Genomic DNA, 15,241 nt, shown 5'->3' on the forward strand with positions numbered 1-15,241 from the left:
CTCAGGGTTTAATTTAAGGTCTTTAGTCAAAATTGCCATGCAAAATTCTTGGATTCAGCGGCTCTCAATCATTATAGTCGCCTGTTGTTTAACCTTATTGACTTGGGTCGTTGCCCCAGCCCCAGCGCGTGCGGTCAACAATCCAGAGCTATTGCCCGATACGGTTACTCCCGTGGTCGATCTTGCCAATTACCTTCCCAAACTTCAGGAAGAATCTTTGATTAAACATATCAATGAGTTTGAGGCGCAGACTGGCTGGAAACTCAGGGTACTGACTCAGTACGAGCGCTCTCCCGGAAGAGCAGTAATTAATTTCTGGGGGCTGGACGATAAAAGCATCCTCCTAGTCGCTGACGGGCGGGGAGGAAATCTGCTGGCTTTCAGCATCGGCGATGCTGTCTACGAACTCCTGCCTCGTACCTTCTGGATCGAATTACAAGCTCGTTTCGGGAATATGTACTTCGTGCGAGACAATGGCGAAAATAACGCGATCGCCCAATCCTTAGAAACCGTTGAAAATTGTTTGCTTAGAGGAGGCTGTCGCGTCGTTCCCGGACTGCCGAGGGAACAGTGGATTCTCACGCTCGCTACTTCAATCGCAGGCGGGATCGTTTGCGGACTGGCAGCAATTCCCCGCAAAGAAGGACAAAAATTTGCTTGGCAATGGGTTTTGATTATGTCGCCGCTGTGGGGGATTTTATTTATTTCTTTTGGCATTGGACCGGTAGTCAGCCGGACTTCGGATTGGTTGCCGCTCTTTCGCAACGTCATCGGTTTTGCGCTCGGAGGATTGGTTGCCTATCTCTCGCCGCTAGTCAATCAACCAACTGCTTCAAAAACTTAAGGAATCAAAATGAATGGCGAGCGGCGATGGCTTAGCCATTAAGATAACTGTACGGGCGATTTGCCAATCGCCCCTACCGATAACGAATAGCAGATAACCGATAATTCATGATGGAATGGCACGTAACAGACGCGCAAAGTCTGGCGATCGTTGACAGCGAAATCGGCGATACAGAATTAGCTCCTGCTGAATATGAAATAGTGCGTCGCGTTATTTACGCAACGGCTGATTTTGAATATAAGTCTTTGATTCGATTTTCTGAGAAGGCACTTCAGGTAGGAGCAGCCGCTTTAGCTGCCCGCACCACCATAATCGTTGACGTACCAATGGTGCAGGTCGGAATCTTGACGAACTTGCAAAAAACCTTTGCCAATCCAGTCTATTGCAGCATGGAAACCAGTACTCGACCTCAAAAAGAAAAGACACAGACAGCCTGGGGGATGGAAACCTTAGCCAGACGCTATCCAGAAGCAATTTTCGTTATCGGACAATCTCAGACTGCCTTAGCAGGTTTGGTCGAATTAGTCAAGCAAAATGGGATTAAACCTGCTTTGGCGATCGGCACGCCATCGGGCTTTATTGGCGTAGATGAAGCAAAAGCCCAATTAAAAGCGTCTTCAATTCCCTACATCAGCGCTGATGGTCGCAAAGGGAGTTCCGTGGTGGCAGTAGCCATTGTCAATGGATTAATCGATTTAGCTTGGCAGATTTATGGGCAATAGAATCTTAACACTCACGAGTTAGCTGCCTGTAATTCATCGAGACGGGCTAGCACTTCAGCACTGTGAATGGCAGGTCTAACTCCCAAAAAGCGCTCCCGCAAAATCCCTTGCGGATCGATTAAGTAAGTATGGCGAACAGACATCGAACCCAGCCAAGAACCATACGCTTTACTCACTTCACCCGTTGTATCGGCAAGCAGAGGAAATTTGAGACCTTCTGAGTCGCAGAATTCGCTGTGGGAATCGACATCATCGACACTAACTCCGAGAATTTGAACGTTTCTGGCTTGGTATTTCGGCAGATCTTCTTGGAAGCGACGGGCTTCTAGCGTGCAGCCAGGAGTAAAGTCTTTGGGATAGAAATACAGGACAACCCATTGGCCTCGATAGTCAGATAGAGAGACGTTGCCATCGCCTGTATTGGAAGGCAAAGTAAAATCTGGGGCAAGTTGGTTGAGGGGAGGCTGTTGACCGCCCAAGGCTAGGGCGCTGGGAATTGACTGATACCAACCGAGAAAAACAAGACAGCTTGCTAGTATAAGCGTAAAGAAAGTACGTCGAGACATGATAGCGATTCACCTTTTTTCCAAATATACTCCTCGAGTCTCTCTCGCCGCCAGGATTCGTTGCATCCAGTCGAGAGATCATTGCTCATTGACGGATGAATTTTCTGTCGCATCTGGCATGGTAATCCTTTGAGTATTTTGAGAAATCTCTTGAGAAAGAAGTTTTTTAATGGCGAATTGTTTCGGTCAATTCCTGCAAACTGCTTGCAGCGTACTGACAAATTCGGGATAAGAAATCGCTGCCGCTTCTGCACGATGAATCGTGGTCGTACCTTGGGCGTTGAGAGCAGCGATCGCGAGACTCATAGCAATGCGATGATCGGTATAACTATCTACTTCCGTTCCCTCCAGAGGCGTGCCGCCAGTAATTTCTAACCCATCGGGGAGTTCGGTAATTCTAGCTCCCATACGATTCAATTCTGTGGCAATAGCGGCAAGGCGATCGCTTTCTTTAACTCTTAATTCTGCCGCATCGCGAATAATCGTCGTTCCTCGCGCGAAGACTGCCGCTACCGCCAAAATCGGAATTTCGTCGATGAGACGAGGAATTAAATTGCCTTCAATCGTACAGGCTTTTAACTGGCGCGATCGCACTCGTAAATCCGCCACGGGTTCGCCTGTAACCGCTCGCTTATTTTCTAGTCGAATATCGGCTCCCATCATCTCTAAAACTTCTAAAATCCCCGTGCGCGTAGGATTGATGCCGACATTTTCGATCAGCAATTCAGAACCGGGAACGATGGATGCCGCGACTAACCAAAAAGCCGCAGAACTGAGATCTCCCGGTACGATGACTCGCTGTCCTTGCAAGGTGGCGGGACCGATGACGGTGACGCTGTGGGTTTCGGGATCGATCTCCAATTGTGCCCCGAACGCTTGTAACATTCGCTCGCTGTGATCGCGGGAGAGAGACGGTTCGGTAACGGTAGTTTTCCCTTCTGTCATTAATCCTGCCAGGAGAAGGCAGGATTTGACTTGAGCCGAAGCGATGGGAGAATGATAATGGCTGGGTTTGAGTTGCTGTCCTCGAACTGCCAGAGGTGCCAGAGAATTGTCTTTTCGTCCCCAGATTTGCGCTCCCATTTGCTGCAGAGGTTTGATGACGCGGGACATAGGACGCGATCGCAGCGAACTATCTCCCGTTACGGTAAAAAAGCGATCTCGATGGGAAGCTAGCAATCCCAGCATCAGGCGAATCGTCGTTCCTGAATTTCCGGCATTCAAAACATCTTGGGGTTCTTGTAAATTTCCCAGTCCGATGCCTTTGACAATGACTTTCTCAGTATTTAATGGAGAAATTTCTGCTCCCATCGCCTGAAAACAACTTGCCGTACTGCGCGGATCTTCTCCCAACAACAGTCCTTCAATGGTGGTTTCTCCAGAGGCGATCGCGCCTAACATCAAGGCGCGATGGGAGATAGATTTATCGCCGGGAACCGCGATCTTTCCGCCCACAGACAGTCCAGAAGGCGGTGGAGAGATTGATAAATTTTGCTGCGCGATCGCGTCGTGTAGGGTAACGATAGGAGATGGCATGACGAGGAATAGGAAAATTGAGATAGCGTTGCCGATCTTAGCAAAGGAGGGCGATCGCCCTCCAACTTTCTTTTGAGTTTTCTACTTTAAAATTCAAATATATTTAATTTAAATATTTAAGTTAAGCTAGGTCAAAATCGATTAAAACGGTACTGTTCTTGTGAAGAACGAGGTAGGCAAGTGAGTGATAACGAGCGGGAGAAAGTCCGTCACATCTTAGCTATTGAAGACCCTCAAGGTCAACGAATGATTCCGCTTGAAGGAGCTACGTATTCCATTGGGCGAGACCCGCGCAACTCCATCGTTCTTAACTCCAAATTAGTGTCTCGCCAACACGCCATTTTGTTGCGGGTGACCGCCCCTGATAGCCAATACTATCTATTTCGCATTGTCGATGGCAATCTCAACGGGCAGAGAAGCAAGAACGGCTTATTTGTCAATGGGAAAAAATGCTTATCTCACGACCTAAAACACGGCGATGCGATTGACTTTGGTCACTACGTTCGAGCCAAGTACTATACTGTCTCCAATTTAACCGATTCAGAATTTGCCGAGTCATCTGAAGCAGAAGACTTTTCTGACTTTCTATCGAGTCGAGCTAGCTTCTACGATACCCTGATAGCTCCCGAACCCGAACTAGCAAATAATAGCGAGGCAGCTTTGGTTCGCTTAGCATCCTTTCCCGAACTGATTCCCAATCCCATCGTTGAAGTCGATTTGAAGGGAAACGTCACCTATCTCAATCCAGCCGCCATCCTCAAGTTTCCCACACTCAAAGAGATGGGACAATCTCACCCGATTTTGAGCGGGCTAGCTTCGAGCCTTAAAACTCAAAAGCAAAACGCCTTTGCAAGAGAAGTCCGAGTTGACGGGGAATTTTTTGAGGAATCGGTACACTACATTCCCGAAAGCGATTTAATTAGAATTTTCATTATCGACATTACCGAACGCAAGCAAGCAGAGGAAGCGCGGCGGCAGGCAGAGGAGCGATATCGCAGAATTTTTGAGAACGCTGTTGAGGGCATTTTTCAAACTAGCTTAGACGGACGCTATTTGGTGGCCAACCCCATGCTAGCCCGCATCTATGGATACGATTCCCCAGAAGAATTGATCGATAGCATAACCGATATCGGGCGGCAGTTCTACGTCGATCCGCTCCGTCGGCTGGAGTTTATCGGTCTGATGCGCGAGAAAGGCGAGATACGCAGCTTTGAATCGCAAGTATACCGCAAAGACGGCAGCATTATCTGGATTTCTGAAAAAGTGCGTCCTCTGTGCGATGCAGACGGCGAGGTAATCGGTTATGAAGGCTCGGTAGAGGATATTACCGAACGCAAGCGAGTTGAGGAAGAACTGCAAAAGCGCGATCGCCTGTTGCAAGCGGTAGCAGAAGCCGCCAGATATTTACTCGCCGAAATGGAGTACGAGAAAGCAATTTTCCAAGCTTTAGCGGTATTGGGAACGGCGGCTACCGTCGATTTCGTCGTTATCGTCGAAAATCATCCCCAGCCCGTCACTGGCGAATTATCTATGAGTTTGCGCTATGCTTGGTCGCGAGAGTCTTTAGAATCGCTCGTGCATCAGCCTCACTGGCAAAATCGCACTTACAATGCATTCGGCAAGTCTGACTGGTATGCGACTCTCGCTTCGGGTCGCTCGATTAACCGGACCATTCAAGAATTCTCTCCTGCCGAACAATCTTTGCTTGACCTAGACGGCATTCAATCGCTGCTTGTGGTTCCCATTTTTTTAGGCAACGAATTTTGGGGCTGGATTGGCTTTGCCGACTGCCAGCAAGAACGGTGCTGGTCGGTTCACGAAGAATCGACGCTCTTTACCATGGCAGCGAGTATTAGCGGTGCCCTACAACGACAGCAAACCGAACAACTAATGAGTCACCGCGCCCTTCACGACCTGCTAACGGATCTGCCCAATCGAACCCTATACAACGAGCAGCTATCCTTAGCGATTCCCAATGCGACTCGGCAGGGCAAAAGTCTCGCCGTCATGTTTTTAGACCTCGATCGCTTTAAAAATATCAATGACACCCTCGGACACACGGTTGGAGATGAATTGTTGAAAGCCGTCGCGCAACGCTTAAAAAACTCCCTCAGAGCGGGCGATATTGTCGCTCGTTGGGGAGGAGATGAATTCACCGTCCTGCTGTCTCAAATCGAAGAAATTGAGGATGCGACGAGAACTGCCGAGAGAATCCTACAATCCCTAGACGAAGTATTTCACCTTGACGGTCACGATTTCTACGTGACCAGCAGCATCGGCATTGCTTTGTTGAACGAAGACAGTTACGATGCTGAAACCCTCATCAAAAACGCGGATACGGCTCTGTATTACGCCAAAGAACAGGGCAGGAATCAATACCAGTTTTACACTTCTGCTCTGAGCGCCAAAGCTCCCGAACGGCTGAGCCTAGAAAAGCGGCTGCGTCAGGCGCTAGAGAAAAAAGAATTTAGCCTTCATTATCAACCTCGCATCGATGTGGCGACGGGACAAATTACTGGGATGGAGGCATTGCTTCGCTGGCAAAGTCCCGATATGGGAGCGGTGTCTCCTGGGATTTTTATCCCCGTTGCCGAGGAGAGTGGTTTGATTCTTTCTATCGGGGAGTGGGTGCTGCGAACTGCCTGCATCCAAAATAAGGCTTGGCAAGCGGCAGGATTGCCTGCTATCTGCGTGGCGGTCAATCTCTCGCCTTTGCAGTTTCGTCAGCCCCAACTGGTCGAAACGGTCGCGAGGATCTTACAAGAAACGGGACTGGAACCTCGCTACTTAGAGCTAGAAATCACGGAAACGACAGCCATCCAGGATATTGAATTCACCCGAACCGTGTTGCAAAAACTCGATCGCATGGGGGTTCGCCTCGCCATCGACGACTTTGGAACGGGTCATTCTTCCTTGAGTCGCCTTCAGCTTCTGCCCCTACACAACCTAAAAATCGATCGATCTTTCATTCGCGATTTGACCAATGATAAAAAAGTCTCTCATATCGTTACGGCAATAGTTACCCTCGGACAAAGTTTAGGCTTGAGCATCATTGCTGAAGGGGTGGAGAAAGAGGAAGAACTGGAGTTTCTCAAATCGATTAACTGCGAGTCGGTACAGGGTTTTCTCTTCTATCGCCCGTTGTCCGTCGAAGGAGCAACCGAGATTCTCGCCAATGCAACAGAAAATAATCAACTCGCAGTACGAGAGGAACGCGACTGATGAGCGATCATCGCCCAACTCTAGACGATCCCCTACAACCCAGCGACCGGGAGGCGCAACTAATCTACGCTCACGTTCTCAACTGCGTTCGGACAGAATCGACCGAGCGGGTTCTCGATGACTTCCGGCGTTTGTTGATCGAAGGCAGAGACTATAAAGACGCTCAAGTCCGTGCAGCAGTGCAAAAAATCGTCGTCTCCAAGAATGCTGACCGAGACTTTAAGCTCGTTCTTTATCGATGCTGTCAGATCGCGATCGATTGCTGGTATCAACAACCCCAACTCCAACCCGCCATTCCAGAGCTAGTAGAACTGTTCGAGCAGTTGCCTGCTTCTCTGGTTAGCGCTTCTCGCCTCTCAAGTCGCTGTCTGCAATTGGTCAAAAATTTCACCGAAACCGAGCAGTATCTGAGACTGAAACGGTTGGTACGAGTTATCCAACCCGCCCAGAAAAGCGAGGCGATTAATTCTCAATCCCTCGGAGACATCCTCAGTCGCTATCCCTACTTGTACAAATATTGCTTGCTCGATGAAGATTGCAGCCTCGACTATCAGCGAACCATCAGAAAAATTAAATCGCGCAACCAACGCAACTATGAAGTTACCCTAGCTCAGTACTTAACTTATCGAGTCAGACTCGTGCAAATTGCTCGCGCTCGTCAACTTTCGGGGGGAGCGGGAAAACTGCTACGACGAGTTGAAAATCCCACTTTGCTTAACTCAGATGAGCTAAAAGCTGCTCTGAGGCAATTTGCTGCTAAAGGTGCGACTCACTCGACAACGGGGAATTTAGCCTTCGAGCTGCTCGCGAATCAGAATCAAATTCTATCCTATAAAAACTTTAAAGATAACTTATACAATTATCTTATATCTATTATCGATCCTGACTACGCTAAAAATCGGTTCGGCAAACTCCTTTATGAAAAATTACAAAGGATTCTGCCAGATTATCACGCTCAAAAACTGAGTGAATTTCTCATTCTTCGTACTTATAATCAACTCTTAAATTTCTTAGTAGTAGAAAGCCCACAAAATCTCAATCATCAGATTTTTACCGATCTAATTGTTAATTTGGGTTCGACAAAAGCGAGTATTCTTCTATTTAGATTGGTAATGCTATACCCAAAAATTAAACCCCATTTGGAAAATAGATTATCGCTTTTATTCGAGTATTATGCATTGACTTCTCAAGAAAAAATGAATTGGTTTATCAAAGTTTTAGAAAATTTTCAAATCGCTTTCAGTATTCATTTTGGAACGTTAGATTTATCGGGTTTGAAATTATATAGCGATCTCCAATCCGATTAAACGACCATAATTAGAGAAGTGCGACCAATTATGACTTATCTTTAGCAGATATTTACGCCTAATATCTATTTTGCCTCCATCCAATTTTTCCCAGCACGCACTTCGACGACTAAAGGAACTGTCAATTCTACAGCATTTTCCATCGTGAATTTGATTTTAGGTTGCAACTCTTCCCATTCAGTAGGAGGAACTTCAAAGACTAATTCGTCGTGGACTTGTAATAGCAATCTCGCTTGATAATCCTGTAAAATTTTGTGCAGTTTTACCATAGCAATTTTAATAATATCTGCACTCGATCCTTGAATGGGAGCATTAGCAGCAGCCCTCAAAAGTTGGGCATCCGTATTGCTAAGTTTTAGTGCATCTAAATCGATTTCTTCTGGATTACTTCCTCGTAGTTTTTGTAAATTCTCATTAGCAAAGTCAAAATAGCGTCGCCGTCCAAAAATTGTTGTAACATATCCCTTAGCGATCGCTTCTTTTTTTACCCTTTCTAAATAGGTAAAAACTCGTGCATATTTTTGTCGATATTTTTCAATAAAATCCTTACCAATTTCGACACTTAATCCTGACGATTGCGCAAATCTATGCGCCCCCATTCCATAGATTACACCAAAATTGATTGTCTTTCCTAAATTGCGCTGTTCTGGCGTAATTTCATTAGTATTAAACATTACTTTAGCCGTTACGCTATGCACGTCTTCTCCTTGGCGGTATGCTTCGACCAGAAGGGGTTCTTGACATAAATGGGCTAGAATTCTTAACTCAATTTGAGAGTAATCAGCTGAGACTAACAGCCATCCTTCTTCGGGAATAAATGCCTTGCGAATTTGACGCGAAAATTCTGTCCGAATGGGAATATTTTGTAAGTTTGGATTAGAAGAAGATAGCCTTCCTGTTGCAGTGATAGTTTGGTTAAAATCGGTATGAATTCGCTTCGTATCAGGACTAACTAATTGAGGTAATGCATCGACATAGGTAGATTTCAGTTTAACAAGCGTTCGATGTTCGAGAATTTTATCGATGATGGGATGATCGCCTTGTAGCTTTTCTAAAATCGCGCGATCGGTAGAATAACCCGTTTTCATTTTGCGCGATTTTTTAGAATTTAACCCTAATTTATCAAACAAAACTTCGCTCAATTTTTTAGGAGAACCTAAATTAAACTTCTCTCCAGCTTCTTCATAAATTTGTTGTTCGATCGCTTGTAAATCTCGTTCTAATTTTACGGAAAATTCTTTCAAATAATTAACATCGATCCGAATTCCCCGCGTTTCCATTGCTGCTAGAACGGGTTCTAAAGGCAATTCTATGTCTAATAACAGTTTATAAAGTTCTGGATTTTTTTCTAATTCGGCTTTCAATTTTGGCATTAATAGAAAAGTTACATAAGCATCCATGCCACAATAATTGGCCACCGTCTGAATATCTAAATCGCCAATGTTTTTTCCTTTAGGAATGCCCAAATCGTCATAGTTTTGAGAACAAATATCTGACAAATAGCGATCGCAGATATCGCTGAGTTTATGGTTTAGTTCTGGATGGATAACATAACTAGCTAGCATTGTATCAAAAACCACGCCAGCGAGTTTTATTCCATGTTTCCAGAAGACATTGCGATCGAATTTAGTATTTTGAAAAACTTTCGGATATCGAGAACTTTCTAAAATGGGACGTAAAGCTTCTAAAACTTCTTTTGTTTCCAAACAGATCCCATCCCCATGACAGACGGGAATATAAGCAATATCTGTCGGTTTCTCTCCCCAACAACACCCAATTCCCACTAATTTTGCTTCTCGCGGATTTATAGAAGTGGTTTCAGTATCCCAAGCAACGGGTTTATTTGAATCTATATGAGTTTTAAGCAGTGCAATTAATCCTGTCAGCTTCTCTTGAGTATCTATAATTTGAGGAGAAATAGATGAGGGCGATCCGGCTTGTTTTGAAGTTTTTACACTGGAGTTGGATCGCTCGAATAAAGATAGCTGTTGTGAGGTTGAATTCTCTTCTGAAGATGAAATTATCTCGGTTGATTTCCCCCCAAATTGCTGTTGTAATTTATCGAGTCTTGTAATAATTGTCTTCAGTTCTAATTTTTCTAATAAAGGTTTAACAGCTTTTACATTAAATCCCTGTAGCTTACAATCTTCTAGCTTAACTTCTACAGGAGCATTTAAAACTATCTGTGCCAAATGACGAGAATGTTCTGCATCTTGTTTTCCTTCTTCAAGCTTTTTCTTGACTGCTCCCTGGATTTTATCTAAGTTTTGATAAATCCCTTCTAAACTTCCATATTCCTCCAGCAATTTGACAGCAGTTTTTTCTCCGATTCCCCTCACGCCGGGAATGTTATCCGATTTATCGCCGCACAATGCTTTATAATCGACAACTTGATAAGGTTTAATGCCTAATTTTTCTTCAACTGCTGCCGGATCGAATTCGGTGTAATTCGCAGAAGAACTTCTGACAGTATTTCTATCAATGTAGAGGACACTAATGCTTTTGTCTAGATCGACCAGTTGAAATAAATCGCGATCGCCGCTGACAATTTTAACTCGATATCCTGCCTCGCTTGCTTGTTTTGCCAGCGTTCCTATGACATCATCAGCTTCATATCCAGCCGAGGTTACTATCTGTAAATTAAATGCCAATAATAACTCTTGCAGATTTTTTAGATCGGGAAGAAAATCGTCTGGCGCTTCTTGACGATTGGCTTTATAGTTCGCATCAGCTTCGTGACGAAAAGTTACCTCGCCGCGATCGAAAGCAATTGCGATATATTGTGGTTGTTGAGATTCAATAACCTGTACGAGCGAGTTAAGAAATCCAAAACAAACACTAGTTGGAATTCCTGTAGAGGTGCGCAGCAATCCTTGCCTAGATGTTGCAAAAGCATAATACGCACGAAAAGCGAGAGAGTGGCCGTCAATAAGTATAAACAGAGGCGATGTTTCTGAGTTAGTGGGTGTGGAGGCAAGAGAAGTAGGCATAAATCTTTAAATTAAGAGCGATCGCAATTTACAGGCAGTGCAATGGAGAGCTTCTATTCAAGCTTACTCCAACCTCAAGTCGCTTCGCTCCAAATCAAAATTCAAAATTATTAATTCAAAATTAAGACAATCAGTCTTTATGAAAACAACAAAAATGTCGGGTAAAGGTCAAGTTATTATTCCCAAGGCTTTACGAGACGCTCATCGTTGGGAAGAGGGACAAGAATTAATTGCGATCGATATGGGTGATGGAATTTTACTAAAGCCCAAAAAACCTTTTCCAGAAACAACTTTAAATGATGTAGCAGGTTGCTTGAGGTATCAAGGAATGCCCAAGAGCCTTGAAAATTAGGAATGGTCTAGGAGTGTGAGCGTCTCGCTCACAATTCTCTACTAACGAGCATCTTCCTCGCACTGCATAGAATTCCCACCCAACCGGATTGGATCTCACAGGGATTGACAGTTATCGAAGCGACTGAAAAGGATAACTGGGGTTAGCCACCACCAGTAGTAAAGTCTTTCGGCACCTAGTCCTATTTCCCAATAGGCAGCCGGAAGATGACCCGGAGGCCCATTGAGACTAAAATTGAGGCGTTCGTAAGCTACCCAGGTTCCTTGGTTATACCATCCCACGCGATCGCAAAATTGACACCAAATTTCGTAGCTAGCATCCAAAGTCCCGCCAACTTCTTGCCACAGCGACTGCTGGACGCTAAAGCCGAAATGTCCATTGCTGTATCTCGTCCAAAGGCGATCGATATTATGCAAGTCCCAAGCCGGAAAATTTTCTAGATCGGTTATTCTCAGCCAGCCTTCTTGATAGCGATCGCAGACTCGTAATAAGAGAACTACTGTTTCTCTGTCTGCTTCTTGCCATTTTTTTTGTGCTAATAAGTCTTTTAATCGAGTCAGATCTACTGTCTCAATTTTTGTCAGTTTGCCTTTCAAAATTGGCTCGACTTTGACTTTTTCTCTCTCAAAAGAATGGGCATAAAATTCAGATAATCGGTTCATTAATTGTAGGCGTTCTTGCTGTAATTTTGCCACTTCAACTCGCAGGTATTCTACTTCTTGATTGGTTTTTTCCAGCTTTGATTGAACTTTCCATAGTTGCGATTGCGATCGCGTCCACCATTCGCGTGCCCAAGTAGTTCTAACTCGTTCCTGCTTCAATAAAACTTCTGGTATTTCTGTGAGAGGCAATGTATAGTTTCTTAAATCCCATCCGCAGGTGCAACAAAAATTTACCTGCCCTCTAACATATTCTGTTTGACAGACCGGACATTGCTCCATTTTTAAATCTTTTCTTTTCACAAAGATTGGAGTTTTAAAAACAGTACATTTGTTTCTGTATATCTAAGATATCCAGAAAAGATTAGGAAATAATTGTTGATTTAGTTAACCAAAACAATTGTCAATTAGCAATTTGTAATTCACAATTAAATACAAGAAATCTTTTCATTATTTAATTGTTAATTAACGGATACGATCGAGCACTGAATTTAAAAATCAGTGGTCTTTAATCAGTGGTGGATACAAGCTCCTACTGATTAAAATTGTGAATTGTATTGACTATTAATTCTACATAAACATTTTTATCTTATCAAGTAAATTGCGAATTATGTCTGTATCTTCTGCATCGGGAAAATTGGTAAGATACAAGTCTAATTCCTGAAAAGCTTGCACCCATTCACCTAGCTGATAGTAGAGAAGACCTTTATCTCGTAACTCTCTTCGATTATAAGGAAAGAGCAATAGAATTCTTTCCATTGCTGCGATCGCTTTTAATAATTCCTGTTTATTAATGTAAATAAATTTCAGATTGGTAAGCATTCTTGCTAAAATTTGTTTATTATCTACTGGGTCGAGGAAGTGTGACTCTAACTGCACGGGTTGTTGATAAATTTGTCTGAGTCTTTCTTCACAATCTTGCACGAACAGAATCTCTCCTCGCTCGAAAACATCGACAAAAATTCCGACATTTTCAAAGTCCGGGCGAATCAAAAAATGCCCCGGCATTCCAATCCCTACCATGGGAAAATCTATACGTTTAGCAACTTCTAAATAAATGACAGATAAACTAATAGGAATTCCCGTGCGGCGATCGATAACATCATTGAGAAAACTATTGCGAGGATCGTAATAGTCGCTCCTATTAGCCTGAAAGCCAAGATCGTCAAAAAGATACTGATTAATACTTTGTATTATTTTAAGAGGATATGATGTTTGAGGCAGACGTTCTTGAAGTTCTTCTGCCATCGTATCGAGAGCATTAAGATATTTCTCAATATCCAGAACTGGATATTCTTCTTGTGCTATATAAAGTGTAGCTTTAGCTAAATCGATCTCAGAATCGGATCGCGCTATTTCTTGGGAAAAATTTTGCCTTCCTACTGAAAAATCCATCATTGGTTTGCTCTTTTTTATTACTTGTGATAATCTCCACCAGAACCATATTGCCAAGCATCTAACCAACGATGGTAGTAATATTGCGGCACTGGAGGTAAATTCTTTATCGCGGGTTGGAGCGATTTTCCTAAAGGATATAAACCGCTATAAAGTGCCAAGTTAATGTAATGAATGCTCCAATCTAATAAAGAAAAAATGCCAACCTGAGGCAGAATAGGTAAAACTAATTTAGGATTGACTAAAGGTAAAGTTTTAGAGAGTGCTGAAAATTGAATGACATCTTGAAGAAACGGTTTGAGAACATCATCGCCTAATTTATCCATGACTTGAAAAACGCCGCTCATGAGGTCGTTAATTTGATTGGGAGATACTTTTTTATCTATCCCGACGCTCATGGCTTTCTGAAAAAGCCAAGTTACAGAAATATTAGGTTGGTAAGGTTGTAATAAGGATAAAGCATTGCGATCTAAAAGATTAATTTTTAGAGCTTCATCGATCCCAAACGTCAAGCGTTTTAGATGCCTGACCATCGATCCAAATCCGCCAAAACTAACGGGAGATTGACCACCGGCACTATCTCCCACCGCTAGAATTCGATTCCAAGGCAGGTGAAGGGGACTTTTAGGATAAGAGGGGAAAAACCCAAATAAAAAACGCTCGAATTGTAGTTGGTTTAATTCTACATTTTGATACTCTGGTAAAAGACGCAGATACTCTTGCATGAAAAATTCTAAACTGAAGCGATCGCGATGGGTATCGACATAGGTAAATAGATAAGTCGTTCTACCATCTTTTGCTGGAAAAGCTTCCCAAAAATACTGACATTGGTTAAGAATTGGCGTAAAAGAAACAATTAAATCGCCCGTTTCATTGTGAGGATAACCTTTGGCACAACTGCCAACAACTAAACAGACTCCGGCTGGTTTTTCTCCTCGTCTCGCTTGTTTAACAATTGGAGAGAAATGACCCATGGCATCGATTAGCAAGCGAGTTTTTAAAGCATGTTCTCCTGCTTTGATTAGAACGCCATCGGGATGAATCGTCGCTGAATCGAAAGGTTTTTTTTCTAATAAAATTCCGCCAGCTTCTAAAAATTTTAATTTCAGGGTTTCTAATAGATATACAGGGTCGATACCAATATTGAGAACATCTCTAACCCAAACTTCAGAACCTTGAAAAAAGCTCACGCGAGCGGGATTGTATTCAGTCGCGATCGCGCGATCTAATTCGGCTTCCGAAAGAAGATCTAATTCTAAAAATACTTCTAATTCTTGACGAGAAATATTCCATTCCTGATCTCTGCCTCGGAGAATTCCTCGCTCGATCAGAGCAACCCGCCAACCTCGTTTTTGCAAAGCTGCGCCAATGAGAATTCCCAACGTACCGCCACTAATGACGACATCCCAATCCGTATTGCCGAGCAATTCTCGGCTCTCGTCAATGACACAAGGAACGGATGAAGAGCCCAAGCGAAGTTCCTGCCAGAGCTTATCGGCTGCTCGCAGTCGTTCGAGTACGTCGCCGGGGAGTTGCGAGAGAACGCGATCGCTTAGTTTCATCGAGATTTCTTGACAATTTCTTACTTTTGCTCATCTCTATCTTAACCTGCCAAACCGTCTCTCCCAGCAGAAGCAGCAAAATCAAG

The 15,241-nt window shown here is 43.8% G+C and carries 11 protein-coding genes; 5 read left to right on the forward strand and 6 right to left on the reverse strand.

Features of this window, described 5'->3' with window-relative positions; genetic code table 11:
• The first annotated feature begins 37 nt into the window (after positions 1-37).
• Positions 38-844: a TPM domain-containing protein gene (locus PLE7327_RS03710; protein ID WP_015142521.1), complete on the forward strand. Its 807-nt coding sequence runs from the start codon at positions 38-40 to the stop codon at positions 842-844.
• Between the two features lie 110 nt (positions 845-954).
• Positions 955-1,566 (forward strand): precorrin-8X methylmutase, encoded by a 612-nt coding sequence (locus PLE7327_RS03715; RefSeq protein WP_041391833.1) that lies wholly within the window; start codon positions 955-957, stop codon positions 1,564-1,566.
• Between the two features lie 11 nt (positions 1,567-1,577).
• On the opposite strand, the gene PLE7327_RS03720 is transcribed toward PLE7327_RS03715, so the two are convergent.
• Together PLE7327_RS03720 and aroA are read right to left on the reverse strand one after the other, a co-directional pair.
• Positions 1,578-2,132, reverse strand: coding sequence for a peroxiredoxin (locus PLE7327_RS03720; protein WP_015142523.1), 555 nt, complete (start codon positions 2,130-2,132; stop codon positions 1,578-1,580).
• A 186-nt stretch (positions 2,133-2,318) separates the two neighbouring features.
• The gene (gene aroA / locus PLE7327_RS03725; RefSeq protein WP_015142524.1) at positions 2,319-3,668 is read right to left on the reverse strand and encodes a 3-phosphoshikimate 1-carboxyvinyltransferase; all 1,350 of its coding nucleotides are present in this window, start codon (positions 3,666-3,668) and stop codon (positions 2,319-2,321) included.
• Positions 3,669-3,848: 180 nt separating this feature from the next.
• On the opposite strand from aroA, the gene PLE7327_RS24705 reads away from it, so the two are divergent.
• On the forward strand, positions 3,849-6,890 hold the full coding sequence (locus PLE7327_RS24705; RefSeq protein ID WP_015142525.1) for an EAL domain-containing protein: 3,042 nt from the start codon (positions 3,849-3,851) through the stop codon (positions 6,888-6,890).
• Positions 6,890-8,197, forward strand: coding sequence for a hypothetical protein (locus tag PLE7327_RS03735; RefSeq protein ID WP_015142526.1), 1,308 nt, complete (start codon positions 6,890-6,892; stop codon positions 8,195-8,197). The genes PLE7327_RS24705 and PLE7327_RS03735 overlap by 1 nt, the downstream gene beginning before the upstream one ends.
• A 65-nt stretch (positions 8,198-8,262) precedes the next feature.
• On the opposite strand, the gene polA is transcribed toward PLE7327_RS03735, so the two are convergent.
• Positions 8,263-11,187 carry a DNA polymerase I gene (gene polA / locus PLE7327_RS03740; protein ID WP_015142527.1) on the reverse strand — a complete coding sequence of 975 codons (2,925 nt, stop codon included), beginning with the start codon at positions 11,185-11,187 and terminating at the stop codon, positions 8,263-8,265.
• A gap of 139 nt (positions 11,188-11,326) precedes the next feature.
• Between polA and PLE7327_RS03745 the strand changes: the two genes are divergently transcribed.
• Complete coding sequence (locus tag PLE7327_RS03745; protein ID WP_015142528.1) at positions 11,327-11,539, forward strand: AbrB/MazE/SpoVT family DNA-binding domain-containing protein; 213 nt, start codon at positions 11,327-11,329, stop codon at positions 11,537-11,539.
• A gap of 95 nt (positions 11,540-11,634) precedes the next feature.
• Here PLE7327_RS03745 and PLE7327_RS22535 read toward each other — a convergent pair whose 3' ends face one another.
• The 3 genes from PLE7327_RS22535 to PLE7327_RS03760 all read right to left on the reverse strand — a co-directional run bounded on the left by PLE7327_RS22535 (position 11,635) and on the right by PLE7327_RS03760 (position 15,155).
• The gene (locus tag PLE7327_RS22535) at positions 11,635-12,480 is read right to left on the reverse strand and encodes a GUN4 domain-containing protein (protein WP_015142529.1); all 846 of its coding nucleotides are present in this window, start codon (positions 12,478-12,480) and stop codon (positions 11,635-11,637) included.
• 288 nt (positions 12,481-12,768) lie between these two features.
• The gene (locus PLE7327_RS03755; RefSeq protein ID WP_015142530.1) at positions 12,769-13,593 is read right to left on the reverse strand and encodes a SirB1 family protein; all 825 of its coding nucleotides are present in this window, start codon (positions 13,591-13,593) and stop codon (positions 12,769-12,771) included.
• A gap of 20 nt (positions 13,594-13,613) precedes the next feature.
• Positions 13,614-15,155 carry an NAD(P)/FAD-dependent oxidoreductase gene (locus tag PLE7327_RS03760; protein ID WP_015142531.1) on the reverse strand — a complete coding sequence of 514 codons (1,542 nt, stop codon included), beginning with the start codon at positions 15,153-15,155 and terminating at the stop codon, positions 13,614-13,616.
• Positions 15,156-15,241 lie beyond the last annotated feature (86 nt).

This window comes from Pleurocapsa sp. PCC 7327 (genome assembly GCF_000317025.1).
GTDB lineage: Bacteria > Cyanobacteriota > Cyanobacteriia > Cyanobacteriales > Microcystaceae > Hydrococcus.

Coding starts and splice junctions, on each gene's coding strand:
- PLE7327_RS03710 (WP_015142521.1), top strand. CDS start 38: ATGCAAAATTCTTGGATTCAGCGGCTCTCAATCATTATAGTCGCCTGT.
- PLE7327_RS03745 (WP_015142528.1), top strand. CDS start 11,327: ATGAAAACAACAAAAATGTCGGGTAAAGGTCAAGTTATTATTCCCAAG.
- PLE7327_RS03720 (WP_015142523.1), bottom strand. CDS start 2,132: ATGTCTCGACGTACTTTCTTTACGCTTATACTAGCAAGCTGTCTTGTT.
- polA (WP_015142527.1), bottom strand. CDS start 11,187: ATGCCTACTTCTCTTGCCTCCACACCCACTAACTCAGAAACATCGCCT.
- aroA (WP_015142524.1), bottom strand. CDS start 3,668: ATGCCATCTCCTATCGTTACCCTACACGACGCGATCGCGCAGCAAAAT.
- PLE7327_RS03755 (WP_015142530.1), bottom strand. CDS start 13,593: ATGGATTTTTCAGTAGGAAGGCAAAATTTTTCCCAAGAAATAGCGCGA.
- PLE7327_RS03735 (WP_015142526.1), top strand. CDS start 6,890: ATGAGCGATCATCGCCCAACTCTAGACGATCCCCTACAACCCAGCGAC.
- PLE7327_RS03715 (WP_041391833.1), top strand. CDS start 955: ATGGAATGGCACGTAACAGACGCGCAAAGTCTGGCGATCGTTGACAGC.
- PLE7327_RS22535 (WP_015142529.1), bottom strand. CDS start 12,480: ATGGAGCAATGTCCGGTCTGTCAAACAGAATATGTTAGAGGGCAGGTA.
- PLE7327_RS03760 (WP_015142531.1), bottom strand. CDS start 15,155: ATGAAACTAAGCGATCGCGTTCTCTCGCAACTCCCCGGCGACGTACTC.